The organism is Microvirga sp. GN3, assembly GCF_055792825.1.
On sequence record NZ_JBVVAK010000004.1, the window covers coordinates 15,009 to 40,344 of the forward strand.

At 58.9% G+C, this 25,336-nt stretch carries 22 protein-coding genes; 6 read left to right on the top strand and 16 right to left on the bottom strand.

From position 1 onward, the window contains the following. Positions 1 to 515 precede the first annotated feature (515 nt). The gene (locus tag ACS5Q1_RS03210; RefSeq protein WP_473096841.1) at positions 516 to 767 is read right to left on the bottom strand and encodes a helix-turn-helix domain-containing protein; all 252 of its coding nucleotides are present in this window, start codon (positions 765 to 767) and stop codon (positions 516 to 518) included. 190 nt (positions 768 to 957) lie between these two features. Between ACS5Q1_RS03210 and ACS5Q1_RS03215 the strand changes: the two genes are divergently transcribed. Then, a protein-coding gene (locus ACS5Q1_RS03215; RefSeq protein ID WP_473096842.1) for an IS3 family transposase occupies positions 958 to 2,096 on the top strand; the annotation gives its coding sequence in 2 pieces (ribosomal slippage) (positions 958 to 1,225 and positions 1,225 to 2,096; 1,140 coding nt in all). 39 nt (positions 2,097 to 2,135) lie between these two features. On the opposite strand, the gene ACS5Q1_RS03220 is transcribed toward ACS5Q1_RS03215, so the two are convergent. From ACS5Q1_RS03220 to phnF, 15 genes are all read right to left on the bottom strand, one after another. Continuing rightward, complete coding sequence (locus ACS5Q1_RS03220; RefSeq protein ID WP_473096843.1) at positions 2,136 to 2,603, bottom strand: hypothetical protein; 468 nt, start codon at positions 2,601 to 2,603, stop codon at positions 2,136 to 2,138. Further along, positions 2,600 to 3,535, bottom strand: a complete 936-nt coding sequence (panC, locus tag ACS5Q1_RS03225; RefSeq protein WP_473096844.1) for a pantoate--beta-alanine ligase — start codon at positions 3,533 to 3,535, stop codon at positions 2,600 to 2,602. Before panC ends, ACS5Q1_RS03220 begins: the two co-directional genes overlap by 4 nt. Positions 3,536 to 3,543: 8 nt before the next feature. Beyond that, a complete protein-coding gene (panB, locus tag ACS5Q1_RS03230; protein WP_473096845.1) occupies positions 3,544 to 4,422 on the bottom strand; it encodes a 3-methyl-2-oxobutanoate hydroxymethyltransferase in 879 nt (292 codons plus the stop codon). 511 nt (positions 4,423 to 4,933) lie between these two features. Further along, a complete protein-coding gene (locus ACS5Q1_RS03235; protein ID WP_473096846.1) occupies positions 4,934 to 5,683 on the bottom strand; it encodes a Crp/Fnr family transcriptional regulator in 750 nt (249 codons plus the stop codon). A gap of 85 nt (positions 5,684 to 5,768) precedes the next feature. Next, a complete protein-coding gene (gene ppdK, locus ACS5Q1_RS03240) occupies positions 5,769 to 8,447 on the bottom strand; it encodes a pyruvate, phosphate dikinase (RefSeq protein WP_473096847.1) in 2,679 nt (892 codons plus the stop codon). Between the two features lie 306 nt (positions 8,448 to 8,753). Beyond that, positions 8,754 to 9,170: a hypothetical protein gene (locus tag ACS5Q1_RS03245; protein WP_473096848.1), complete on the bottom strand. Its 417-nt coding sequence runs from the start codon at positions 9,168 to 9,170 to the stop codon at positions 8,754 to 8,756. Between the two features lie 316 nt (positions 9,171 to 9,486). Further along, complete coding sequence (locus ACS5Q1_RS03250; RefSeq protein ID WP_473096849.1) at positions 9,487 to 10,938, bottom strand: NAD-dependent succinate-semialdehyde dehydrogenase; 1,452 nt, start codon at positions 10,936 to 10,938, stop codon at positions 9,487 to 9,489. A 29-nt stretch (positions 10,939 to 10,967) separates the two neighbouring features. Continuing rightward, positions 10,968 to 12,197 carry an iron-containing alcohol dehydrogenase gene (locus ACS5Q1_RS03255; RefSeq protein ID WP_473096850.1) on the bottom strand — a complete coding sequence of 410 codons (1,230 nt, stop codon included), beginning with the start codon at positions 12,195 to 12,197 and terminating at the stop codon, positions 10,968 to 10,970. Then, positions 12,194 to 13,231 carry an Ldh family oxidoreductase gene (locus tag ACS5Q1_RS03260; protein WP_473096851.1) on the bottom strand — a complete coding sequence of 346 codons (1,038 nt, stop codon included), beginning with the start codon at positions 13,229 to 13,231 and terminating at the stop codon, positions 12,194 to 12,196. Before ACS5Q1_RS03260 ends, ACS5Q1_RS03255 begins: the two co-directional genes overlap by 4 nt. A gap of 76 nt (positions 13,232 to 13,307) precedes the next feature. Beyond that, positions 13,308 to 14,957, bottom strand: coding sequence for a Na/Pi cotransporter family protein (locus ACS5Q1_RS03265; RefSeq protein ID WP_473096852.1), 1,650 nt, complete (start codon positions 14,955 to 14,957; stop codon positions 13,308 to 13,310). Further along, complete coding sequence (locus ACS5Q1_RS03270) at positions 14,958 to 15,194, bottom strand: hypothetical protein (protein WP_473096853.1); 237 nt, start codon at positions 15,192 to 15,194, stop codon at positions 14,958 to 14,960. A 28-nt stretch (positions 15,195 to 15,222) separates the two neighbouring features. Continuing rightward, positions 15,223 to 16,146, bottom strand: coding sequence for a phosphonopyruvate hydrolase (locus tag ACS5Q1_RS03275; protein ID WP_473096854.1), 924 nt, complete (start codon positions 16,144 to 16,146; stop codon positions 15,223 to 15,225). Further along, positions 16,092 to 17,255 (bottom strand): pyridoxal phosphate-dependent aminotransferase, encoded by a 1,164-nt coding sequence (locus ACS5Q1_RS03280; protein ID WP_473096855.1) that lies wholly within the window; start codon positions 17,253 to 17,255, stop codon positions 16,092 to 16,094. Before ACS5Q1_RS03280 ends, ACS5Q1_RS03275 begins: the two co-directional genes overlap by 55 nt. 195 nt (positions 17,256 to 17,450) lie before the next feature. Beyond that, the gene (locus ACS5Q1_RS03285; protein WP_473096856.1) at positions 17,451 to 18,353 is read right to left on the bottom strand and encodes a LysR substrate-binding domain-containing protein; all 903 of its coding nucleotides are present in this window, start codon (positions 18,351 to 18,353) and stop codon (positions 17,451 to 17,453) included. 32 nt (positions 18,354 to 18,385) lie between these two features. Next, positions 18,386 to 19,171 carry a phosphonate metabolism transcriptional regulator PhnF gene (gene phnF / locus ACS5Q1_RS03290; RefSeq protein WP_473096857.1) on the bottom strand — a complete coding sequence of 262 codons (786 nt, stop codon included), beginning with the start codon at positions 19,169 to 19,171 and terminating at the stop codon, positions 18,386 to 18,388. 170 nt (positions 19,172 to 19,341) lie between these two features. Here phnF and ACS5Q1_RS03295 point away from each other — a divergent pair, with 170 nt between their 5' ends. The 5 genes from ACS5Q1_RS03295 to ACS5Q1_RS03315 all read left to right on the top strand — a co-directional run bounded on the left by ACS5Q1_RS03295 (position 19,342) and on the right by ACS5Q1_RS03315 (position 25,143). Further along, on the top strand, positions 19,342 to 20,850 hold the full coding sequence (locus ACS5Q1_RS03295; protein ID WP_473096858.1) for an alkaline phosphatase family protein: 1,509 nt from the start codon (positions 19,342 to 19,344) through the stop codon (positions 20,848 to 20,850). A gap of 9 nt (positions 20,851 to 20,859) precedes the next feature. Continuing rightward, positions 20,860 to 22,041, top strand: coding sequence for an ABC transporter ATP-binding protein (locus ACS5Q1_RS03300; protein ID WP_473096859.1), 1,182 nt, complete (start codon positions 20,860 to 20,862; stop codon positions 22,039 to 22,041). Continuing rightward, entirely contained in the window at positions 22,038 to 22,955 is a 918-nt protein-coding gene (locus ACS5Q1_RS03305) for a carbohydrate ABC transporter permease (protein WP_473096860.1), read from the top strand. Before ACS5Q1_RS03300 ends, ACS5Q1_RS03305 begins: the two co-directional genes overlap by 4 nt. Further along, complete coding sequence (locus tag ACS5Q1_RS03310; RefSeq protein ID WP_473096861.1) at positions 22,952 to 23,782, top strand: carbohydrate ABC transporter permease; 831 nt, start codon at positions 22,952 to 22,954, stop codon at positions 23,780 to 23,782. Before ACS5Q1_RS03305 ends, ACS5Q1_RS03310 begins: the two co-directional genes overlap by 4 nt. 68 nt (positions 23,783 to 23,850) lie before the next feature. Further along, on the top strand, positions 23,851 to 25,143 hold the full coding sequence (locus ACS5Q1_RS03315) for an extracellular solute-binding protein (RefSeq protein WP_473096862.1): 1,293 nt from the start codon (positions 23,851 to 23,853) through the stop codon (positions 25,141 to 25,143). Positions 25,144 to 25,336: the final 193 nt, after the last annotated feature.

Genomic DNA, 25,336 nt, shown 5'->3' on the forward strand with positions numbered 1-25,336 from the left:
TTCCTCAGAGGAACGACATCGCGCCTGTTGAGGACACACGCGAGTCGCGCGAAGTATTTATCATCATGTATTTGAATTAGAAATCATACTCTGCCCATGTAATCGATTACGAGACTATATTTTCTACCGCAATCTTGCTGATTGTCTGAAAACACACAGTACTATTGTTTGAAACCACACAGTCTTAGGACATAATGTATAGTCTAATCCATATTGGCTCTGCTCTTGCTCTCTTCCCTCTTCAGCCTATCCCGACTTAGGATCCTATTAGAATTTGCTGCAGTCTTCTATGGATAATGTTCTATTCCACTGGACGTCTTGAAAGAGGCCAAGCAGGCGAACAACGAGGTGCTTGAGAGGCCGGAAGGTGTCATTAAAACGTGGGCCGTTTTGCCAGAGGATTCTCGTTAAAGCTATAGATCATGGAAGATCATCACTCACGCGGGAGACCAAACGGTCGTTATCAAGCCGAGGAATAGTTCTCCTCTAGCTCGGACAAAATAGCGTTCCAACCCTTACGGCTCACTCATGTCAGAGAACTGATCCAAAGGCTTGTAGCATTTGCACACAAGCTGTTCGAAGCGGGAGCGATCGCTAATCGTGACGAAGCCGCGGCCCTGCTTGATTGAACCGGTTGATTGGAGTTCGTTCATGACGAGGCTGATGATTGATCTTTGTACTCCCAGCATACGAGATAAGTGGTCATCAGTGAGTGACAACGTGGAGCGGTTAACGCGCTCGATTATGAGCCGATACCGCGGAGGCAAACAAGGTCCGACAGAAACCGTTCTCTCACGAACGCCAGCGCTGCTCCGGAGGCACTGAGGATTACGGCACTATGCTCCAGGATGACTTCAGGGTGCGGATCATAGAGAGCTGGCTCGGGAAATTTGGACAGCGGGATAAGTGGAGTTTCTGCCTGACTGCGGCCAGAATGGCGGCTGAACAGGAGAAACGATGAGCAAGAGACCGCGCCGGAACCACTCTCCGGCTTTCAAGGCCAAAGTGGCCCTGGCCGCCGTGAAGGGCGAGAAGACCCTAGCCGAACTGGCCCAGCAGTTCGACGTGCACCCCAACCAGATCACTCAGTGGAAGGCCCAGCTCCTCGACGGAGCCGCCGGGGTATTCGGGCCTGAGCCCAAGGCGGGAGCTGACGCCCCGCCGGTGGATGTGAAGACCCTGCACGCCAAGATCGGCGAGCTGACGCTGGTCAACGATTTTTTGGAAAGCGCGCTCGGCAAAGCCGGAGTGTGGCCGAGCGCAAAGCGATGATCGACCGATCACATGCCCTGCCGCTGACCCGGCAAGCCGAGGCCCTCGGGATCAGCCGGGGCAGCCTCTATTATCGACCGCAGCCTGCCTCGGCGGCCGATCTGGCCCTCATGCGGCGGATGGACGAGTTGCATCTGGAGTATCCGTTTGCGGGCAGCCGGATGCTGCGCGACCTGCTGCTGGCGGAGGGCTTCACGGTCGGACGCCTGCATGTCTCTACGCTGATGAAGCGGATGGGCATCGAGGCGCTCTATCGCAAGCCCAACACCTCCAAGCCCGCGCCCGGGCATCAGGTCTATCCTTATCTCCTGCGCAAGCTGCCGATCACCCGCCCGAACCAGGTCTGGGCCATGGACATTACGTACATTCCCATGGCTCGCGGCTTCGTCTATCTGGCGGCGGTGGTCGACTGGTTCAGCCGGCGGGTTCTGGCCTGGCGGCTGTCCATCACTCTGGATGCGGCGTTCTGCATCGAGGCTCTGGAGGAAGCGCTGGCCCGCTATGGTCGGCCCGAGATCTTCAACACAGATCAAGGAAGTCAGTTCACCAGCCACGACTTCACCAGCGTGCTGCGCAAGAACGAGATCGCGATCAGCATGGACGGCAAGGGCGCTTGGCGCGACAACGTGTTTGTCGAGCGCCTGTGGCGCAGCATCAAATACGAGGAGGTGTATCTGAAAGCCTACGACAGCGTATCCGAGGCCCGCGCTTCGATTGGCCGCTATCTGACCTTTTACAATGGACGGAGGCCCCATTCGAGCCTTGACCGGAGGACACCCGATCAGGCCTACTTCATCCCGCTGCCGCAGCTTGCGGCAGCCTAACCCCGGCAGACACTCCACTTATCCAGCCGAAAACGCTGTTCAGACAAACCGAGCCACCTCATAGAATGAGCTGCCAAGCCATGCTGGAGCTGCAGATGGTCCACTCCTGAAAAGCGCGGAGCGCACCGAGAGTGTGCGACGGAAAGGATGAAGTGGCGCGATGACGGTCCCGAACGGAACATCGGTTGTCTGCAGACGACTGTTCATGTCCGCAGGGAGGCGTTGCGGCACGAACCAATTCTCCGCTATCGCGAGCGGCAGCGTACTACGCACCATTCGAACCTGCCGGTACTGAATGGTCTCGTCCGCAGCGGGTTCAAGAGCCGTTTCGACGTCGTCCGGGATCACCGCAGGCGTGAACCGCTGACGGACCTCGACGGTGATCGGCCCGTGCGAGAGGCCATGCTCGTCGCACCAGGCCAGAAGGGTTTCCGTCGCCATTGCGCCAGCGGTCAGCCGGGTGCTCAGCTCCTGAACAAGGGCATGGGGCCAGGATTGTGGCGTCATGACGATCGCGACCCTTCCGCATCGGCGGTGGCCTGTCGATCGAGAGCATGCGAGACCAACTCGAGCTCGTGATCGGACAGAGCTGTCGGCGGAGGGATCAGGAGCACGTTGTCGATCAGGCGCGTGGCCCCGACAGTGGCAGCGACGCACAGCACGGCCGGCTGTTCGACCAATCCTGGGACGGCATCCAAGGTCCTGGCATCCCGCAGCTCGAGATATTGCAGCTGATCAACCTCGGTCATGTGAGCCTGTGCGATCTCGATCAACCTGCCGCTATCCCGCTCCCCCTGGCGGAAGGCTGAAAGTGCGGCTAACAGGCCCCGGCTGAGGCAGCGGGCGCGCTCGCGATCGGTGGGGCTCAGGTAGCTGTTGCGGCTGCTCAGCGCCAGCCCATCCGGCTCGCGCACGGTCGGCACCGTGACGACCTCGATGGGCAGATTGAGATCGCGCACCAGCTGCCGGATCACGGCGCATTGCTGGAAGTCCTTCTGGCCGAAGAAGGCCACCTCCGGCTGCACGATGTTGAACAGCTTGGTGACCACGGTGGCCACGCCGCGGAAATGCCCGGGCCGGACGGCACCGCACAGCGGCGCGGCGATCGGCCCAGGCTCAATGTACGTCTGGAAGCCGGTTGGGTAGATCTCGCCGGCATCCGGCACGAAGATCAGGTTCACCCCCGCGTTGCGGCAGAGCTGGTGATCCTGCTCCAGGGCACGCGGGTAGCGGTCAAGATCCTCGTTCGGCCCGAACTGGGTGGGATTGACGAAGATGCTCACGACCGTGATGTCGCAGCGGGCGACGCTCTCATCGATGAGCGCCCGATGGCCCGCGTGCAGGAAGCCCATGGTGGGCACGAAGCCGACCCGCAGGCCCGAGGCGCGGTAGCCTTTCAGGCACTGGGTCAGCGACTTGATCGTGCGGAAGGTGAGCATTGATAGCCTCATGCGCTGGTGGAGGGGTGGGGCACCCAGGCGGACACCGCGGCTTGGGCATCGGCCGGCAGGGCATAGGCTTCGGCGGATGACGGAAAGACACCGCCGCGCACGTCCTCCGTCCAATGGGTGAGGGCCTGCTGCAGCAGATCAAAGCCATCAACGTAGCTGCGCACGAACTTGGGCCGGTGCCCCTGGGTCAGCCCGAGCACATCGTGCAGGACCAGCACCTGGCCCGAGCAGTGCGGCCCGGCGCCGATGCCGATGGTCGGGATGCTGAGCGTCTCAGTGATCCGGGCGGCGAGCTCTGTGGGGATGCCCTCAAGGACGAGGGCAAAGCAGCCCGCCTCCTGCAGCCGGTGCGCATCCTCCAGGATCTGGAGGGCGTCCTGGGCTCCCCTGCCCTGCACCTTGAGGCCGCCCATGGCATGCACGCTCTGCGGCGTCAGGCCGAGATGGCCCATCACCGGGATCTCGCACTCCACCAGAGCCCGGATCGTCTCGACCCGCTTTTCGCCGCCCTCCAGCTTCACGGCCGCCGCTCCGCGCTGCAGGAAGCCGCCGGCATTGCACAAGGTGTCGTCGAGGCTGAGGTGGTAGCTGAGATAGGGCATGTCGGCGACGAGCAGGGCACGGGGCTTGGTCCGGGCCACAGCCTCGAGATGATGGTTCATCATCGCCATGCTGACCGGCAAGGTGTTGTCGAAGCCGAGACACACATTGCCGACGCTGTCGCCGACCAGGAGCATGTCGACGACAGGATCAGCCAGGCGTGCCGTCACGGCATCGTAAGCTGTCGTCATCACCAGTCGCCGACCATCACGCACCCGCTGCTGAAGCAACGGGATGGTAATGGCCGGTCTGTCAGGCGGAGGCAAATGACTCATGAGGGCTTGCATTTCGGCAGAGGCTGAGCCAGCGAAAGGGTCATCCCTGAAAGCGAGATACGACGGAGCCTGGACGCGAAAGAACGCTTGATGCACCGAGCCGAGTACCAAAATCAACATTGGTGCGTGGGAATGCTTCTAACTTGATCGATCGTCGTTGTTCAAGGGTACGTTTTTCTGTTTTCTAGCAAAAAACTAGAAGATCGTTTCTCCTATAACATCCAAGCGACAAAAACATTCTCATGAGAGACAAGTGCGTCTTGCAGGAGCGAGAAACATCTGCTCACAATCATCCTCTAAAACGAAATGGTAGAGTTCGTTGCCCATCTGCCGAATGTTCAAACTTTCTTCAAAGCAGACCATATTTGTAACTCTGCCTTAGAGTAATCGAGCGATCAGATATATCGCACCGGCTATACCGGCCAGAGCTATAACCAGGTAAAGCAAGCGCTGCGCGCTGGATGGTTTGCGTCGGACCCACTGATGCTCATCGGCCTGCAGAAGATCGTCCTCATCTGGTGTGTGTATCATCGGACTCACGGTTCTGCGTGAGTGAGAGTTGTTTTGAGCGCTGCCGCATGATCTCGTGACATCCGCACGCGATCCGTTCGAGACCGGAACAGTCGGTGACTGTGATTGCACCACGGCCCTGGTGGATCAAACCCGCTGATTGAAGTCCACTCGTGACGAGACTGATCGTTGACCGTTGCACCCCCAACATTCGGGACAAGTGCTCATGCGTGAGTGGCAAGGTAGCATGGTTGGCCCGATCAAGCATGGTGAGGATCCAGCGGCAGCAGCGTGCCTCTACGCTGTGGACGGTGTTGCAGGCCATCGCTTGGAGAGTATCCGCCAGCAGGACCTCTACGAAGCGCAAGAAGGGTTCACGGAGCTTCGGCCGTTCCTCGAACGCGCGATGCAGGACATCAGTGTCAATGCGCGAGGCCGTGCCTGTGACTTGCACGACAAAGCGCCCAACAGATTGGCGGGTGACAAACGCGCTGACCAAACCAAACATGGCTTCCCGTCCGAGCAGCGCCATCTCGACGGTTCTGCCATCAGGCAAAAGAGTGACAAGGGAGACAATCGCGTCATGGGGGAAGTAGACGAACGGCAAGCACTCGCTGGTCTCATAGATAACCATGCCCTTCTGCAGCTCAACCAGTTGAAGATGTGGCTCAAGATGGGCGAAGTCTTCCGGCTGCAGTGCCGATAGCAAGTGGTTCGCACGATGGGTTGATCGGGGTGCGGACAGTGACATGGCAGCAATCCTTAGCCTGTGTGAATCTTACCGTCTGAATGGTGGATAGATAGTACTTGATGCCAACCGATAGGGCTTTGTGCGTTTACACTTGGCTCGCGGCCTTGCCGCCGAGCGCCGCCTGCGCGGCGGCCAGACGCGCAATCGGCACGCGGTAGGGCGAGCAGGACACGTAATCGAGCCCGACCGACTGGCAGAAGTGGATCGAGGCCGGATCGCCGCCATGCTCGCCGCAGATGCCGAGCTTGATGTTCGGCCTCGTCGTCTTGCCGCGCTCGGCCGCGAGCTTCACGAGCTCGCCCACGCCCTCCTGGTCGATGGTCACGAACGGATCGGCCGGCAGCAGGCCCTTCTGCGTATACGGACCAAGGAAGGACGCCGCGTCGTCGCGCGAGATGCCGAGTGTCGTCTGCGTCAGATCGTTGGTGCCGAAGGAGAAGAACTCCGCCGATTCCGCGATCTCGCCGGCGCGCAACGCCGCGCGCGGCAGCTCGATCATCGTGCCGACCTGATATTCGACCGTCACGCCGCTTTCCTTGGCGACCGCTTCCGCCATGGCGACGATGCGCGCCTTCACGAGATCAAGCTCCGGTTTCGTCATCACGAGCGGCACCATGACCTCCGGCACGACGGGCTGGCCCGTCTGCTTGCCGGCCTCCACAGCGGCCTCGAAGATGGCGCGCGCCTGCATCTCGGCAATCTCAGGGTATGCGACCGCGAGACGGCAGCCGCGGAAGCCAAGCATCGGATTGAACTCATGCAGCTCGATGGCGCGGCGCTTGAGCTTCTCCACCGGCGCGTTCATCGCCTTGGCGACCTCCTGCATCTCGTCCTCCGAGTGCGGCAGGAATTCGTGAAGCGGCGGATCGAGCAGGCGGATCGTGACTGGCAGACCGCTCATGATCGTGAACAGCTCGACGAAGTCCTGGCGCTGCATCGGCAGCAGCCTCGAGAGCGCCGCCCGGCGGCCCGCCTCGTCGTCGGAGAGAATCATCTCGCGCACTGCCACGATGCGGTCGCCTTCGAAGAACATGTGCTCGGTGCGGCACAACCCGATGCCCTCCGCGCCGAAATTGCGCGCGGTCTTGGCGTCGAGCGGCGTTTCCGCATTGGCGCGCACCTTCATGTGCCGCACCTTGTCGGCCCAGCCCATGAGGGTGGCGAACTCGCCCGACAGCTCCGGCTGAAGCATCGTCACCTGGCCCAGCAGCACCTGGCCGTTGGAGCCGTCGATGGTGACGATCTCGCCCTTCTTCAGCGTCTGGCCGGCGACGGTGAGCGTCTGCGTGGCGTAGTCCACGCGGATCGAGCCGGCGCCGGATACACAGGGCTTGCCCATGCCGCGCGCCACCACCGCCGCATGCGAGGTCATGCCGCCGCGGGTGGTGAGAATGCCCTCCGCCGCATGCATGCCGTGGATGTCCTCAGGCGACGTCTCGACGCGCACGAGGATGACCTTGTGACCGGCCTTCCTGGCCGCTTCCGCATCATCCGAGTTGAACACGATCTCGCCTGAGGCCGCGCCCGGAGAGGCCGGCAGGCCGGTGGCGATAATCGTACGTTCTGCCTTAGGATCGATGGTGGGGTGCAGCAGCTGGTCGAGCGCCGCCGGCTCGACGCGGGTGACGGCCTCTTCTTCCGTGATCAGCCCCTCGGAGGCGAGTTCCACCGCGATGCGCAAGGCGGCTTTCGCCGTGCGCTTGCCGTTGCGGGTCTGGAGCATCCAGAGCTTGCCCGTCTCCACCGTGAATTCCATGTCCTGCATGTCACGGTAGTGCTTTTCGAGAATACCGTAGATGCGCACCAGCTCGTTGTAAGCTTCGGGCATCGCGCTTTCCATCGAGGGCTTGTCGGAGCCCGACGCCAGACGCGCCTTTTCGGTGATGTCCTGCGGCGTGCGGATGCCCGCCACCACGTCCTCACCCTGCGCATTGATCAGGAACTCGCCGTAGAGCTCGCTTTCGCCGGTGGAGGGATTGCGGGTGAAGGCCACGCCCGTGGCGGAGGTCTCGCCCATGTTGCCGAAGACCATGGCCTGCACGTTCACCGCCGTACCCCAGCTCGCCGGGATGGCGTGCAGCTCGCGATACTTGATGGCGCGGTTATTCATCCAGGAGCCGAACACGGCGCCGATGGCGCCCCAGAGCTGCTCCTGCGGCTCCTGCGGGAAGGGCTTGCCGAGCTCCTTCTCGACCAGCGCCTTGTAGCGCGGAAGGATCGCCTGCCAGTCTTGCGCTGTCATATCCGTGTCGAGGCTGTAACCCTTGCGATCTTTGTACTCGTCGAGGATCTCCTCGAAGTGATGGTGCTCGATGTCGAGCACCACATTGGAATACATGGTGATGAAGCGGCGATAGCTGTCATAGGCGAAGCGCTCGTCGCCTGCGCCCTTGGCCAGCGCTTCGACGGTCACGTCGTTGAGGCCAAGATTGAGCACCGTGTCCATCATGCCGGGCATGGAGGCCCGGGCGCCGGAGCGGACGGAGACGAGCAGCGGGTTCTCGGCATCGCCGAAGGTGCGGCCCGTGAGGCGGCCGACATAGTTGAGAGCGTTCTCGACCTGGGTCTTCAGTTCCTCAGGATAGGAGCGACCATGATCGTAGTAATAGGTGCAGACTTCCGTGGTGATGGTGAAGCCCGGAGGCACCGGCAGGCCCAGATTGGACATCTCGGCCAGATTGGCCCCCTTGCCGCCGAGCAGGTTCTTCATCCCCGCCTGGCCCTCGGCCTTTCCGTCCCCGAAGGTATAGACCCACTGCGTCATCGCTTGAGTGTCCTGCTGAATTGCTAATGTCTGATTAGCCGCTGTGCGCCATCCACGAAGAGCAAAGGGGGCTCGCTGCGGCCACGCCGAGCGAGCCCAAGTTTGGGAGGAACGTCCCGAAGGACATCTCCCCTGCCAGAGGGGAGTACGGTGACCAGAACACGTGGCCACCTCCTCCGCTGCCAGGTGCGCCGGCAGGGAGACCGGTGCAGGCCCATGGCCTGCAAATGGAATGCGCTGAGGGATCGTAGCCCGACCCCTCTTACGGGTTCGATCCTCACCCGCCCTGCGGCCCGGGTGGCATCGCTATCCAACTCTTCTTTCGGCGTCGTGAACGAGCTCGACCGCAATGGCCAACTCGGCCGCGTCGAATTCAAAGCAGCCACAACTGTCGAGTACCGCACCGGTGGCCTGGGAGCAAACCTCCAGCCAAAAAGGCGGTACGGCAGGCCGGTGATCGTCCGGCTGAACGATCTCTGTTAGTCGCACCTCGACAGCCCGAGAGCGCGCCAACGTCACCGATCGGACCCCGCCCGTCTCATCCGGCGTCACCGCCAGTTGCACATACGCACGAAGAATCGCTTGCTCGATGTGGTCGAGGTTGCGGCCCTCGGCATCAACCTGATCTTCGAGTCTCGACCTTACCGGTCCATCGACCAGCCCAAGAGGAGCGCACCCTCTCCTGTCGGAAGACGATCGGCTGTGGGCTGGAAGTGCTGGCATCAGATGGCCTCCTGAATCCTGTAGGTTCACGTCAAACCCTCTGTCCCGCTCAGGCTGTATGGCGACTGTCTCTTCAACCGGCGCGAAAGGAAGAGCGCTGTAAAACCAAGATTGATACCGACACTGTTCCACTGGTTTGAGCTTATCAGATAACACTGCCGAGCCAGTGCCGGATATGCGGGTTTACGCGCGGCAGGGATCAGCATTGCCGCGTGAGCCCGTTAAGCAACCTGGCTTGTCTCAGTGCGCCCGGTGTCAGTTTATGTGACAATACCATCTCCGGTGACTGGCAAACGCCACTCGCGTCGATGGTAGATCACCACTCGACCGAGATATACTGCGTCTCAAGAAACTCCATAATCCCTTCATGGGCGCCTTCGCGGCCAATGCCGCTCTGCTTCATGCCGCCGAAAGGAGCTGCGGGGTCGGACACCAATCCGCGGTTCAGGCCGATCATCCCAAAGTCCAGCTTCTCAGCGAACGCCAATCCTCTGCGCATATCTTCGGTAAAGACATACGCGACAAGACCATACTCGGTATCGTTGCAGCGCGCCGCCAGTTCGTCTTCATTGGTGAACCGAGTTAAGGCAGCAACGGGCCCGAAAATCTCGTCCTTGAAGCACTCTGCCGAAGCTGGAACATCACCTAAGACGGTTGGCGGATAGAAGTAGCCCGGTCCTTCGATGATGGTCCCACCCGTCAGGAGTCGTGCGCCGCGCGATATGGCATCCTCGACCAGCTGGACGACCTTGCTGCGGGTTTCAGAATTGACGAGCGAGCCTACCTCGACCCCTTCCTCCAGACCGTTTCCTACCCTCATCGCACCCATTCGACGGGCTAGCTTCTGGGCAAACTCATCATAGAGGCTGTCATGGACGAAGAAGCGGTTCGCCGCCGTGCAAGCTTCACCGAGATTGCGCATTTTCGCGACGAGAGCACCCTCGACAGCACTATCGACGTTGGCATCAGCAAGAACGACGAAGGGCGCATTTCCGCCAAGCTCCATGGCGGGATTGATGACACTATCCGCAGCAGAGCGCAGGAGTTTGCGTCCAACCTCCGTTGACCCCGTGAACGAAACGACTCGGACGCGCGGATCGTGGAGCAGAATATCAACCAATGGCCCAGAGCGCCGGGAGGGCAGGACATTCACCACCCCAGCCGGGACGCCGGCTGCCTCCAAGATCGGCATGAGCGCGAGCATCGTCAGCGGCGTCTCCGATGCGGGCTTGATGACAACGGGGCAACCCGCAGCAAGCGCCGGGGCGATCTTGCGCGTCCCCATGGCCGCCGGATAATTCCACGGTGTTACCAATACGGCGACGCCGGCCGGCTTGTGATGGACGAGCATGCGTGCTCCACTCGACGGTGCCCGGGAAACTTCGCCTATGTTGCGAACAGCCTCTTCGGCATTCCACCGGAAGAATTCCGCAGCATAGGCGATTTCAGCTCTGGAGTCGGGCAGAGCCTTGCCGTTCTCGATAGTCACCAGGCGCGCCAACTCTTCCTTCTGATCAATGATCAATTCGAAGACCTTGCGAAGGATTTCGGCCCGTTCGCGCGGCTTCCGGTCTGCCCAGTCATGAAAGGCAACCTGCGCCACATCGAGCGCAAGCAGTCCGTCTTCCGGGGTCGCGCTCGCAACCGTCGCGACCAATTCCTCGGTAGCAGGATTGGTGACGCGGAAGGTGGCTTTATCCGACGCATCAAGCCATTGGCCATTGATGTAGAGCTTGGCCGGAAGGTTCGGAATTGGAGTGTGATGCATGAGAATATCCATCAGCTATAGCTTGCTTCTCAACAGTTGCGCAGAGCGCTTCGATCACCTGCAAATGCGGCGGTGATGATCTGGAAGAGCGCCTCGGCATCGAGCGGCCGCGGATTGTTTTTGATAAGGCGTGCGGCGCTCATTGCCTGTTCCGCAGTCCATCGCATCTCCGCTTCGGAGAGTCCTAACTCGGCGAGCGTTGCAGGGATGCCGATTTTCGTGAATAGGGAGGCGACGGCGTCGATGGCGGCGTCCGCTTTTGCTGAAGAGCACGTTTCCGCTGCCGAGACGCCAAAGGTCTCCGCAATGGCAGCCAGCTCGTGCTCGCAGGACGTGCGGTTGTACTCCATGACATAAGGCAGCAGGACAGCGACACCAACCCCATGCGGGGTGTGCGTCAGTGCGCCGACCGGATACTGGATAGCATGCGCTGCGGCCGTTCCCGCCGCTCCAAACGCCATTCCGGCAAGCAGCGACCCCAGCATGAGTTGGGACCTGGCTTCAGCGTCCTGGCCGTCGCGCACGGCGGCCTCGAGGTTGCGCGCAATACAGGAAATTGCCCGCAGAGCCAGTTGGTCGCTGAGTTCGTTCTTTCCGACGAAGACGTGGGTGTCGGCAAGATCGCTTTGAGGGGGGCGACGGATGGCCGTGAACGCCTCAATCGCATGAGTGAGCGCGTCGGCGCCGACCATGGCTGTGAGTGCGGGCGGGCAGGCATAAGTGAGTTCTGGATCGCAAATTGCGGTGTGGGCGATCAGGTACGGGCTGGATATGCCCACCTTGAGTGCACGCTCGGCATCGCTGATAACGGCGACGGGCGTTGCCTCCGATCCTGTACCGGCTGTTGTCGGAATGGCGATGAGAGGGAGCACAGGTCCCGGAACCTTGAACTCGCCGTAGTAGTCGCTCACGTCGCCGCCGTGTGTGAGAAGCAGTCCCGACACCTTGGCGAGGTCAAGGCAACTGCCACCACCGAACCCGATCACCAGTTCCGGTCGGAAGGGTTTGGCTGTCTCGAGGCAGAGATCGATGCACTCGCGCGGAACATCCGGCTGGGTACCATCGAACACCATGCTGTCGACGCCGGCGGCTGAAAGATCTGCGATGAGATCCGCGAGTTCCGGAAGGCTCAATAGGCGCTCGTCGGTGCAGATGAGTGCGCGCTTTCCAAGCTTTGTGGCCGCACGGCCCACCGCGCGCCGCTGTCCGGCGCCAAAAAGAATCTCGCGGGGCGCCCGCAGGAGGCCGAATGAGGTCACTGTTGAGCTCCGTGGCTGCTGTGTGGTGAGACTTTTCCGGCCAGATTGAGCAACTGCTCCCAGACATGATCGGGAAGCGTCAAACCCATGTCGAGACGGCTCTGCCGCTCCCGCCGCGACCTATCCCCCGGAACGGCGACATTTCTGAAGCCGGTCATCGGCTCACATCTTCGGATCGCGTCCAGATAGTCAGAGAGGTATGAGAGATAGTCCGGGGCAGCATCCGGCGATATGACGATGAAGATGTCGCCTTTGTTGCAAACCTCGGTCGAGTCGAGCGTACCCTGAACGTCCGTTCCGATTGCGCTTCTGGCCAGAACCGAGACCAGTAATTCGAAAGCGAGGCCGAGCGCGTAGCCTTTCGCTTCGCCGAAGGGTGCGATCGCTCCACGTTTGGCCGCCTCGGCGTCAGTCGTCGGTTGGCCGTCTGCGTCAAGCGCCCAGTTTGCAGGAATGGGCTTGCTGCGGTTGGCGTGGTCGTAAATCTTTCCCATGGCAACAAGGCTGGTCGCCATATCGAGTACAAACGGAAATGGCTTCGCAGGAATGCCGATGGCAATCGGGTTCGTGCCGATCATCGCCTTTCGTCCGCCCCATGGATGGACAAGCGCTTCGCTGGTCGAGAGGCAAAGGGCAATCTGTCCCGCCTGTGCAACCTGCTCGGCATACCAACCGAGCATGCCGATATGGTTGTTGTTCTGGACAGCGGCGATGGCGATGCCCGTTTCTGACGCCCGCCTTGTGATCTCCGCGAGGGCGCCCAGAGCGACCACCGGGCCGAGCCCCATTTTTCCATCGACACGCAAAAACCCGGAAGAAACCCATTCGAGCTTTCCCGATGTTAACGGATCTATGACGCCGTTACCGATGCGCTCCACGATCCGGGCAAGTCGAAGCAACCCATGGGAGGCGTAGCCCCTAAGTTCTGCTTCAATCAGGAGGTCTGCTTGGACCTCGGCATTACGCTCTGAAGCGCCGCTGACGCGGAGGATCGACGTTGCCAGGCTCCGCGCTTCGTTGGTCGACACGATCATTGACTTCTTGTCCTCAAATCGAATGGAGCGGCAACAATTTCGGTGGACCGGTCGATGTCTGTGTAGTTTTCCTTCATCAGGCATGAGTCCGGTGCAATGTTTGTTCGCCGACCAGCCGCGTTTCCAAGAGCAATCCGCTTTCGTTCAGGATCGGGTAAGCGATTGCCGCAATGTGGGCGTTAATGCGTTTCAAATCGCGTAGGATGTCGAGATGGAGCGACGAAGTCTGGATGCTTGCAAGTTGCCCATCGCGAAGACGGTTGAGGTGATTGGTGACGGAGCGTTCCTCAACGCGCCGGATATTCACTTTAGCTTCGACCAGTTGGCGCGCGAGCATATCGTCATGAGACACCAGGATGCTCTGGGCAAGCCTCAGATTTTCGAGCGTAGCTCTGTAGAGAGCATCGATCTCAACTGCGCCTTCTGGCGAGAATGAGAGTTGGTTCTTGATCTTCTTCTCGACTAATTCGCGTAGATTTTTGTCGATGATGTCGCCGATGTGTTCCAGATTTGTGGCATAAGCGACGATTTCGGTAGCGCGCCGTTCGTCCTTCTGTGTGAGCGCGTCGCCTCCGAGCTTAGCAATATACAGCTTGATGGCGTGGTTGAGCCGATCGACCTCGTCGTCCATGGCACCGAGCGAGTCGCAGCGATTGCTGTCGTTCTTTCGCAAGGCTTCAAGATTGCTTTCGAGCATGGCGGAGACTCTGTCGCCCATGCATAGCGTCTCCCGCGCAGCGGCCGCGAGGGCCATGGCTGGCTTGTTCAGAATGCCGGGATCGAGATGACGCGGTCCGTCGTCGGTGGGTTGCCCGAGAGGCAGAAGCCGGTGCATCAAAGCGGAAAGCGGGTCCAGCAGCGGCAGCATGAGACCAGCGAGCGCGATGTTCAGGACGACGTGCGCATTGACGACCAAGGCCGCCGGATCATCAGTTAATCCCGAGAGCAAGCCTGTGGCCTCGGTCGCAAAGGGCAGCACGATCACGCATCCAACGAGACGAACGAGCAGATTGCCGATGGTGACGCGCCGAGCGAGCGGGCCGTCGGCCATCGTGGTGAGCACTGGCGGAATGGCGCCGCCGACATTGGCCCCGAGCACCAGGACGACGCTGAGTTCGGAACCCACTGTTCCCGTCGCGGCCAACGACATGACGAGCAGTACCACGACCAGGCTGGATGAGGCGGCAAGTGCGAGAACGGCAGCGACGACGACGGCGAGCGCCGGTACGGCGTCGAGGGAGGCCATTAAGGCCTGCAGGACATGCGACTGCCGCATCGGTTCAGTGGACTGACCCAGCAGTTTCAGGGACAGCAGCATCAGCCCTAGCCCCAGGACGGCGCGGGCGATGCTTTTGTTGGGTTTCGTCGCGCTGCAGGTGAAGCCGGCAACGCCTGCTGCGATCAGCAGTGGCCCCAGCCAGTGGATGTCGAAGGCAAGGAAGCGAGTGACGAGGCTTGTACCGACATTGGCGCCGAGCATGATTGCCTGTGCCATCGCCGAACTCATGTAACCGCTGCCGGCAAAGCCCGCCGTCATCAGCGCCGTTGCGGTGCTGCTCTGTAGTGCTAGGGTGGCTGCCAGCCCAAGGCAGACCGCAATGATCCTGTTTTGCGTGCCGGAAGCAATCCAGCGGCGTAGCCGTGGGCCAAAGGCGCGACCGATGCCTGTCTTCACCATACGAAGACCCCATATAAGCAGAGCCACGGCGCCGGCTAGATCGAGCATCTATAGGTCCAATCGTTTCCCGAGAGCTGTAACGGCGTCGCGCCAAAGCCATAGATCGTCAAGAAGTCCAAGCCGATTGCACTCATTCTCGACATAGCGGGTTGCCATCTCGACAAACGTATCAGATCCGTTGGTGGCTTTGAATTCACCAACCTTCTCGAAATCGAAGGTGATAGACCACCGGCCTGATGCATCGCTGATCTCAATCCCGAGTTCGCTGGGCAATACGTCTGGCATAGCGTTCCTCCGTTGCCACTATGCTGCATCAGGCCAGGAAGCGCTTTTCGTCAGTCTTAACCTGATCCATCTTTTGGAGGCGGAACACCTCTTCAACGGAGACAATATCACGGTTGACGTTGTGAATGCCGCGATCTCTGAGGATGCGTGAGAACACATCCTTCATGGCGGTAACCGACGCGCGCACGGCATGATTTCCGTAAATTACCATGGCAATCTTGCCGAGCGCCTTGATGCGTGCCTCATTCATTTCCGGATAGGCGGTTGGGACAATGACGACCGGCGCCTTTCCATTCCAGGCGCGGACAAAGCTTTCCACCTCTTCCGGTGTCTTCTGCTTGGAATGTACGAGGATCATATCGGCGCCGGCGGCCTCGTAAGCCGCGGCGCGCCTGAGCGCCTCTTCCTCACCGAGACCAGCGATTAAGGCTTCGGTGCGGGCGATGATGAGAAAGTCAGGATCGGAGCGCGTCGCGATTGCGGCTCGGACCTTGCCCTCGAACTCTTCCACCCGCAGTAACTCCTGGCGGCCGTCGGCGACAAGGCTGGTGACCTTGGGGAAAGTTTTATCCTCGATAACGACAGCAGCTGCACCAGCGCGTTCATATTGCCGGATTGCGTAGATGACGTTGATGGCGTTGCCGAATCCGGTGTCGATATCAGCGACAATCGGCAGTGACGACTGGTCAGCCATGGCGCGCACCATGTCGAGATGCTGCGTCATCGAGACAAGGCTGACGTCTGCCAGCCCGAAAAGCGCGGAAAGTTCAAACCCCGATGCCCAGAGCCCGTCGAAGCCAGCCTCTTCCGCCAATCGAGCAGAAAGCGGGCTGTGGGCGGCCATGACGTGAGCGAGGCCGCTCTTGGCAATCTTGTCTTTAAGGAGCGTGCCCCGGCTCATGCTGCCTTCTCCCTTGAGAGCTTTGTGCATGCTGCGATGATGCGATCGCATGCCTTTGTAAGTTCCTCGACGGAGGAAGCGTAGGAGATGCGGATATAGGGTGAGGCCAGGAAGCCCGAGCCCGGCACGACGGCGACGCCGGCCTCTTCCAGAAGATACATGGCGAAGTCCGTATCGGTCTCGATCACATTGCCCGATCCGGTTCGGCGCCCGAGTACGCCGGCGCAATTGGGGAAGACATAAAAGGCTCCGTCGGGAACGCTGCAGGTCAACCCCGGCGCTTGGTTGAGCTTCTCGATCACGAGATCGCGGCGCTTCTCGAACTCCGCCGTAAAGCGCGGCACATAGCTATGGTCGCCGGCGATCGCCTCGATCGCAGCATATTGCGAGATCGAACTGGTGTGCGACGTCGTCTGTCCCTGGATGACATTCATGGCCTTGATCAGCTCGGCTGGCCCTGCGCCGTAGCCTACTCGCCAGCCGGTCATGGCGTTGGTCTTGGAAACGCCGTTGACGGTGAGCGTGCGGTTGAACAGGTCGGGCGCTGCGCGCGCCATGGTGGCGAAGCGGGCACGGCCATAGACGAGCTTCTCGTAGATGTCATCGGCGAGCACCCAAACATGCGGGTGCTTGCGCAGCACCTCGGCCAGCCCGATCAGGTCGGCCTCGCTGTAGACTGCGCCGGTCGGATTGCAGGGTGAGTTGAGCATCAGCCACTTGGTGCGCGGCGTGATCGCCCTTTGGAGCGCTTCTGGCTTCAGCTTGAAGCCGTCAGTTTCGCTGCAGTCAATAACAACCGGCTTGCCGCCGGCGAGACGCACCATGTCGGGATAGGAAACCCAGCAGGGAGCCGGGATGACAACCTCCTCGCCGGGATTCAGGCTGGCGAAGAGCGCGTTGAAGACGACCTGCTTGGCACCGCATCCGACAGTGATCTGGTCGAGCGTGTAGCCGAGATCGTTCTCGCGCAGCAGCTTGTCGCGGATCGCCTCGCGCAGAGGGACAATGCCGGCGACGGCCGTGTAGCGGGTCCGGCCCTCCCGGATCGCGCGAATGCCAGCCTCCCCCACGTTCTCAGGCGTATCGAAGTCAGGCTCACCCTGGCTCAGCGTGATGATTTCGCGACCTTGAGCTTTCATAGCAGCCGCACGAGCGGTCATGGCTTTAGTTTCAGACGGCCGAATTTGCTTAATATGTTCCGCAACGATCTTCACGATAACTCTCTGCTTCGGATTTCAACGAAACGCGCTTGGGCTCACCTCTTCTTGGCAAGCTCAAGAGTCGTGCTCGTCACATCATCACTGATCGAGCAGTTTCAAACCAGTATGAAATCCTGACAACGTTGTAAGTAAAGCTTACAGGCTGACGAGCTCATCGCTCTGCGATTTGACTTCCGCCATTAAAGCTTCAAGGAATAATCGGTGGCTTCGGCTACGGCCGACGGCCAGAGGGTAGAGGACGTGAAATCCAGGTCCCGCAAGAACTCGATCTCTAAAAGGTGCGATCAAACGGTTCTCACGAATGTCATCCTCAACCAAGCAAAGGGGGCCTAACGCAATACCTAAACCGTTGATGGCTGCTTGAAGCGACAAGAAGAAATGATCGTAAAAAGGTCCGCTAGGTGTCTGATCAACTTCGACCTCACACATCTTGAACCAATTCCACCACGCTTGAGGTCGCGACTTGACATGAAGTAAAATTGAGTGCCGCAAATCGCAAGGTGCTTTGGGAATAGAATCAAGCCGAGGAGAAAGCAATGCTGTAGCGGCGTCGTCAATGATTTTGTGACAAACATGCTCGGATCTCTTCATTGGTTCTCGTCGAAAAATGAAATCGTAGGATTTGGTTAGGTGGTCAATGCTGTCATCCGTGGTTGTTTCAACAACGACGCGCACATCTGGATTTTCGATTTGAAACCTTGATGATCGCGGTATTAGCCACCTCATTGCAAATGATGGAGTTGCGTTAACTGTAATAGTTGACGCCCTTCCTACAGTTCGGAACTGTTCCGCAGCCAACGAAATTTGATCAAGTGCCGCTGTCACATCTTCGAGGAATAGTCTTGCACCTTCGGTAAGCTCAATTCGGCGACCTATCCTTTTAAAGAGCACTTGGCCGAAGTGGTCTTCGAGTGTTCGGATGTGCTGACTTATCGCGCTATGAGATACGCGTAGCTCAAGGGCCGCCTTTGTAACGCTTTGATGGCGCGCAGTAGCTTCGAAGGCCCGGAGCGCGGGCAGTGGCGGGAGTGTGCGCATGTTAGAAAAACCGACACATATGTTAGAATTACCTACTTTACGTCTTTGCTTCGGGCGCGCTTCTCTCGGGCGTAGGGTTGCGGCTCATCCAACTCCATCACGAACTCGACCCGCGTACTGCAGAATGAGCTGAGACCATGAACAATGGGAGTATTGTCGGCATCTACGTTGGTGACTTCCACTTCGAATACTGTCTCTGAAGGTGCCATGCGCAAATGGCTTGCTTCCGCTGGAGTTGGCGCTCTTCCCCGGATCCGAACCGTATGGCGCCGAAAGTCACTGATCCCATGAGCAGCCAGCGCGGTTCGTGTGGACCGATCGCCGTTATTTGAGGCTGCAAGCCGTCGAAAGGTGTCGGAGATTCCCGGGAGTCGGGAAGCAGGGAAGTAATTTTGGTTGTAACTCACGGGAAGTCCGTCGGCGACCCCGACCAACACAACAAGTATCACCGGATCTCCAGTTCTGATCTGTAATGCGGAGGCGATACGTTTGGAGGCCCTTATCTCATCAACTGATAGAATATCGCGAGTCGGAGTGCGGTTTAGCTTCACAAGATTTTCTTCGAAACGGGTACGCGCTCCCATTCGATAAGGAATAACCCGCTCAACGTACATACCTCCGCCGCGTTCAGTCCTTACAAGACCTTCACTCTGGAGATGGCCAATGGCTTTAAGCACAGTGAGCCGGTTGACACCAAATCTCATGCCTAATTCGGAGCTTGATGGCAATCGATCACCAGGTTGGAGAATACCATCATGGATCTCGGTTGCTAAAGCCTCGCTTATTTGGCGCCATAGCGTCACGCCTTCGGTTGGCATCCTGAATCTTTCTCGCTTTTGGACATCGCGAACGAAATTTTTCGCTTGTCATATTTACTTCATAGTGCCTATGCTACGACTAGTCTAGTCTACTATATTAGAGACGTCTAGCCTCCTACAACAGATTGCCAGCGCAGGCAACGGAAGGGAACCGAGATATGGGAGATGAAATGCCGAAGTTTCTGTTAGTCAGCTTCGATGGGTTGAGGCCGGACTTAATTGATCCTGTCTTGACACCAAACATTTGCCGCCTGCAGCAGCAAGGCGTTACGTTAGCGCGGCACCGAACCATCTACCCGAGCGAAACCCGTTCGGCGTTCCCCAGCTTGGTAACTGGTGCAACTTCAAGTCGTCATGGGATGGTCGGGAACAAGTATGTCGATCGCGGCATGACACCACAACGATACATTGACACATCCGATGCCGTGCTCCTCGACGAGCTCAACCGAGAGAGCGGTGGTCATCTGATGACGTCCCCAACGCTTGGGGAGATCCTTGGAAGCGCCGGTCGCAGTCTTGTAGTGCTCGCGACCAACACGGCCGGAACGACTCGCCTTTTTCATCACAAAGCTGAAGAATTTCGCCATATTCGTATATCTGGCCATTTCCGAGAAGCCTGCACTCCGGATGAAGTGCTGTCGCAGATTGAGGCCAAATACGGTCCGCTTCCCCCGGTGCCACCGAAAGGGGAGCCGGACATAGATGCGCAGCAACTAATTACCTCTGCTTTCCTCGAGGTTATTTGGCCTAAGCTAAGGCCAGATGTAACAATACTCTCGTATGGCGAACCGGATACCTGTTCGCACCTGAACGGCACGGGAGCCACAAAAACGCGCGAAGTAATAGCGTATTGCGACAGCCAGCTTGGGCGTGTGCTCGATTGGTGGGAGACTGAGGGAAAGCAGGTCGGTGTCCAGATCATCATCCTATCGGATCATGGTCATATCACGGCGCACACCAGGGTCTCGGTCATTGACCGCCTGACGGCAGCCGGATACTCGCCCGCCGCTGCTCCTGGCCCTGATGTGGACGTAGTGGTTGTTCCTGGCCAAGTCGGAGCGTTGTACCTTTCGGATCGAAGCTCACACTCAGTTGCTCGCCTCGTCGAAGCTGTCACGGCGGAACCGTGGTGCGGACCAATTTTCACTTCACCAAAAAACGAAGTGGAAGGGATAGCTCCTGGCAGCCTTGGAAGCCATCTCGTCTTCGCTAATCATGAGCGTGCTCCGGATGTCTATTTTTCGTTCAGGGCAGATAACACGATTGATCCGTTCGGTCTTGAGGGCGGGACTTTCTATGACAACGACCGCCCATCCGGCCTCGGCGTTCATGGCGGCCTCCATCCAAAGGAGCTGGCTGCTGTCGGCATAGTTGCCGGAAAAGAGTTCTGTGGGACTGGCATCGCATCATTGATCCCCACGAGTATCTGCGACGTTGCTCCAACCATCCTTCAACTTCTCGGCTTGGCTCGCCCGCCAAAGATGAATGGGCGCGTTCTTACTGAGACGATTGGCAAAGCGTCTGCGGACAGTCTCGGCGTCAAATCGGAAGTATTTGAGACTGGGCTCGGCGACTATGTGCAAATACTTCGCCGCTCGCGGGTAGGATCTACGTACTATCTCGACGGTGGTTGGGCGGGCCCACACGCCACTTCGATCGCTAGACACCACGTGGCGTGAGGTTTCGACATGACAGGCGTTATATTTGCGGAAATTAAAAAGAACTTCGGTGCGACGCCAGTCTTGCGCGACGTATCTTTGGAAATAGCCGAGGGCGAATTCCTGACACTACTTGGTCCATCGGGCTGCGGCAAGTCCACGTTGCTCCGGATCATAGCCGGGCTCGAAGTGCAGGATTCCGGAACCGTTACCATTGGCAACCAGGTTGTTGATGGGCTGAGACCGAAGCGCCGCGATGTCGCAATGGTTTTTCAGTCCTACGCGCTCTACCCGCATATGACTGTCGCCCAGAATATGGCTGTACCGCTTCGTATGCGCCAGCTGACTTTCTGGCAGCGCCTGCCGATGTTGGGGAGTTTGCTGCCGGGTACCCATTCCGTCGGCACAGAGATCCAGCGTGAAATATCAAAGGTCGCCAAATCAATCGGCATTGAACACCTTCTTGACCGGAAGCCTGGGCAGTTGTCCGGCGGACAGCGCCAGCGAGTCGCTGTCGGACGGGCCATGGTGAGGCATCCCGCAGTCTTCTTGATGGATGAGCCACTTTCTAACCTAGATGCGAAGCTGCGTGTCCAGCTTCGCGCCGAGATCAAGGAGCTTCACCAGAAGCTGGGAGTGACGTTCATCTATGTGACGCATGACCAAGCCGAAGCGATGACCCTCTCCGACCGCGTAGCAATTATGCTCGACGGGGAGTTCCTACAGGTTGCGCCGCCATCGATCATCTATTCCGACCCGGCGGACCGTCGCGTCGCCGAATTTATCGGAAGCCCCAAGATTAACATCCTCGATGCTATAGTGAGAGATCGCGCAAGCGTCGACGTCGCCGGCACGACCATCGACCTCGAAAGCTCTATCCAGCCTGGCGCGTCCGTCTTGCTGGGGATACGGCCGGAAAGCTTCCAGATCGCAGATCGCGGCGGTCCCGGAATCCTGACCGGCAGTGTGAGGCTGATCGAACATCACGGGTCGGATCTGTTCGTGCATCTGAACATGCCTGCCAGCTCAGAGCCGGTGATTGCACGGCTCCTCGCGGAAAGAGCAGGAACACTTCACGTCGGCGAAACCCTCCACCTTTCGGTCCGCTCCGATCGCATCCTGCTCTTTGCTCAGGATGGTCACAGGATCAGGGCTGCCGAAGAGAAAACAAGTGCGTTGAGGAGCGTTACATGGCTGTCGACTTCCAATTGAGCGGCAATCCGCCCGTCACAAGACATCGGTGGAGCGACCGTCTCTTCACGGAATCCACTAACGCGTACCTCTTGGTGGTCCCGTCATTCCTACTGCTCTTAGTGACGCTCATACTTCCCGTTTTTGCCGTGTTCGCAATCGCGCTGACGGATTGGGAGTTCGGAGCCCAGACTTTGGCCTACGCTGGTCTCCAGAATTTCCGGGAGTTGGCCCAGGACCACAGCTTCCGAACCTCTCTGCTGAATACGATCACCTATGTGTTGATCGTCGTTCCAGGAACGGTTGCCTTGGGCTTTCTGATTGCCGTGTTGATCGAAGCCGGAAAAAGCCTTCGCAGCTTCTATCGCGCGCTCCATTTCCTGCCGTTCATGGCGACCTTGGCAGCGATGGCAATCGTTTGGGAGGCGATGCTTCACCCGACGATCGGGCTTGTGAATCAAATTCTTTTTCTGGTCGGCCTGCCGACGGAGAATTGGCTTCGCAACGAGTACACGGTGCTTCCGGTCCTAGCCGTCATTGGGATCTGGCAGAACGTCGGGTTTGCGATGATCCTGTTCTTGGCCGGACTCAAGGCAGTCCCCGGCGACCTCTACGATGCGGCCGACATTGATGGGGCCGATGGTTGGCTAGACCGCATGCGAACGGTAACGCTCCCACTTCTAGGGCCTGTCACCATGTTCGTTGTGATCGTGGTCGCGATCCGGTCGTTTGAGGTCTTCGACACCGTCCAAGTCCTCACCCGTGGAGGACCTGGAAATGCTTCAGAAGTGCTACTTTTCACGCTGTATCGTGAGAGCTTTGAATATCTCAGAGCCGGCTATGGCGCAGCTATTACCATAGCATTCCTCATAATTGTCGTGACGCTGACGCTGTTGCAGGCACGCGTCCTGGAAAAGCGAGTACACTATACATGAACCGCACCTTCTCCACATTTGCGATTGCTCGTCACACAACGCTGATCGTGACAGGCATCGCCACGGTGATGCCATTCGTTTGGATGGTAAGCCTGTCGCTGAAGCCGCCGGGAGAGATATTCCGAGCTACCTTCTCTCTTCTGCCGGAGCAATGGTATGCGGTCGAGAACTACCACCGAGCAATGACCGCGGTGCCGCTACTGAGATACATGCTGAACGGTGTGATAGTCTGCACTTCGATTCTCGTGCTTCAGATTCTATTCTCGGCCCCGATCGCATATGCGTTGGCAAAGCTGAAGTTCAAAGGTCGTGAGCTTCTATTCGGCTTGGTCCTTGTCGGCCTGATGCTGCCCCACCAAGTCCTTACACTGCCTCTGTTCATCCTTGGATATCAAATTGGAATCCTGAACACCTACGTGGCGCTGATCTACCCGTTCATGATTTCCCCATTCGGGATATTCCTTTTCCGGCAGTTCTTCAAAACCGTTCCCGACGACATCGTCCATGCGGCCCGGCTTGATGGACTGTCCGAATTCTCCATCGTGTGGCGTATCATGGTGCCCATGGCGCTGCCGGCGATCCTGGCATTCTCGATCTTCTCAGTCGTGGCTCATTGGAACGATCTCTTCTGGCCGCTCATCGCGGTCCGCTCCGAGGAGCTCATGCCGCCAACTCTAGGGATCCTGGCTTTCAAGAACGAAGAGGCGGGTAACGACTACGGTCCGCTAATGGCGGCAGCAACACTCGTCGTCGCCCCCCTCACCGTCGCGTTCCTCACCGCCCAACGCTGGTTTATCGAGGGGCTAACCGCAGGCGCCCTGAAATAGGCGGCGCGTGAGGCGCAAGTGATTGTGCGTCAACTCAAAGATCCGATGACGTTCATGAGGAGAGATCAATGACAAAAGCAGTCGAACTTCACCGCAGGGAGTTTCTTTTATCTGGTGCCGCTGGCCTTGCCACCTTAGCGCTGCCGGCCAACAAAGCTCGCGCGCAGACGCTCATTGAAACGAAGATCAGCTACTATGCTTCCAGCTACAAGGACATGCTGGGCGAGCTCGCACGTACGTTCGAAAGCGATAGCGCGAAATCAAAGGTCGAGTTCATTGCCGAGGGAGACAATTGGGGGCCCCTGCTACAGAGCACACTCCGCGCCGCAATCGTCGGCTCCCTGCCCGACGGGTCATGGCAGTCCATGAACTACACCCCGCTCCTCGTCGAGCGTGCGATCGCGCAACCCCTCGACGGCATCATGGGAGGAGTGGCTGTGCTCGAGGGCATGGGGCTCTCGCAAACGTTGCTCGAGGCATCCATCATAGGTGGGAAGGTCTATTCGGTACCCTTCGGCACTAGCGTGTTGGCGATCTACGTCAACATGAACCTTCTCCGTCAGGCCGGTTACACGAAGGCAGAGCCGCCACAGACTTGGGACGAGATCATCGACATCGGCAAGAAGGTCGCGGCGCTCGGCGGTCCAATCTCTGGCGGGTACGTCGAATATGACGCGAGCAACGCCTGGGTGTTCCAGAACCTGCTCGCCTCATATGGCGGTCGGATGATGAAGGCCGATAAATCTGACATCGAATTCGAAAGAGAGGAGGGATTGCAGGCGCTCGAACTGCTGTGGCGATTCGGTGACATCAGCACCGTCGACATGACACGCAACCAGGCGCGCCAGTCCTTCAATGCCGGCACGATCGGCTTCCTCATTCGATCGGCGAGCGGAATACAATCCGTTGCCAACGCGGCACAGGGACACTTTGATCTCAAAGTTGTCTCCTTGCCCGTTCCAGCGCCCAATGGTCGGCTCGTTGGGGCAGGCCACGGTTTCTTTATGTTCACCAAAAATAAGGAGCGGCAGCAGGCGACTTGGGACTTCATCCGATTTGCCGCAGGGCCGCAGGGACAGGCCATCCTAGCTCAGAAGACAGGCTACCTCCCGGTCAACATGCTGACGCTGAAAGACGATGGATTCCTTGGAAAATACTTGGAAGCGAATCCGCATCACAAACTGCTGCTCGACCGTCTGCCGATCACAGGCGACTGGTACTCCTTCCCGACCGCCAACACGGAGAAGATCTTCCAGATGATGACCGATCAACTGCGGCAGGTCGTAACGCACAACGTCGAACCCAAGCCGGCCCTGGCTGAGATGGCGGCGCGCACCCGCGAACTCCTGCGCCGTGGGTAGGAGCAGCGGACCTCATATGAGTGACCCTCGGAGGGCATCACTTTGCAGCTAGAAGTTCAACATAAACGGGGCGCTCTCAAGGCGTACTCGAACTCGGATGATCCAGTTGAGCTCGAACTCAGGCGAAATTTCAAACAGCCCGACGATTGTCGAAAAAAGAGAGGCGGCACCGGCAATAGGCGCCGAAGGTTCA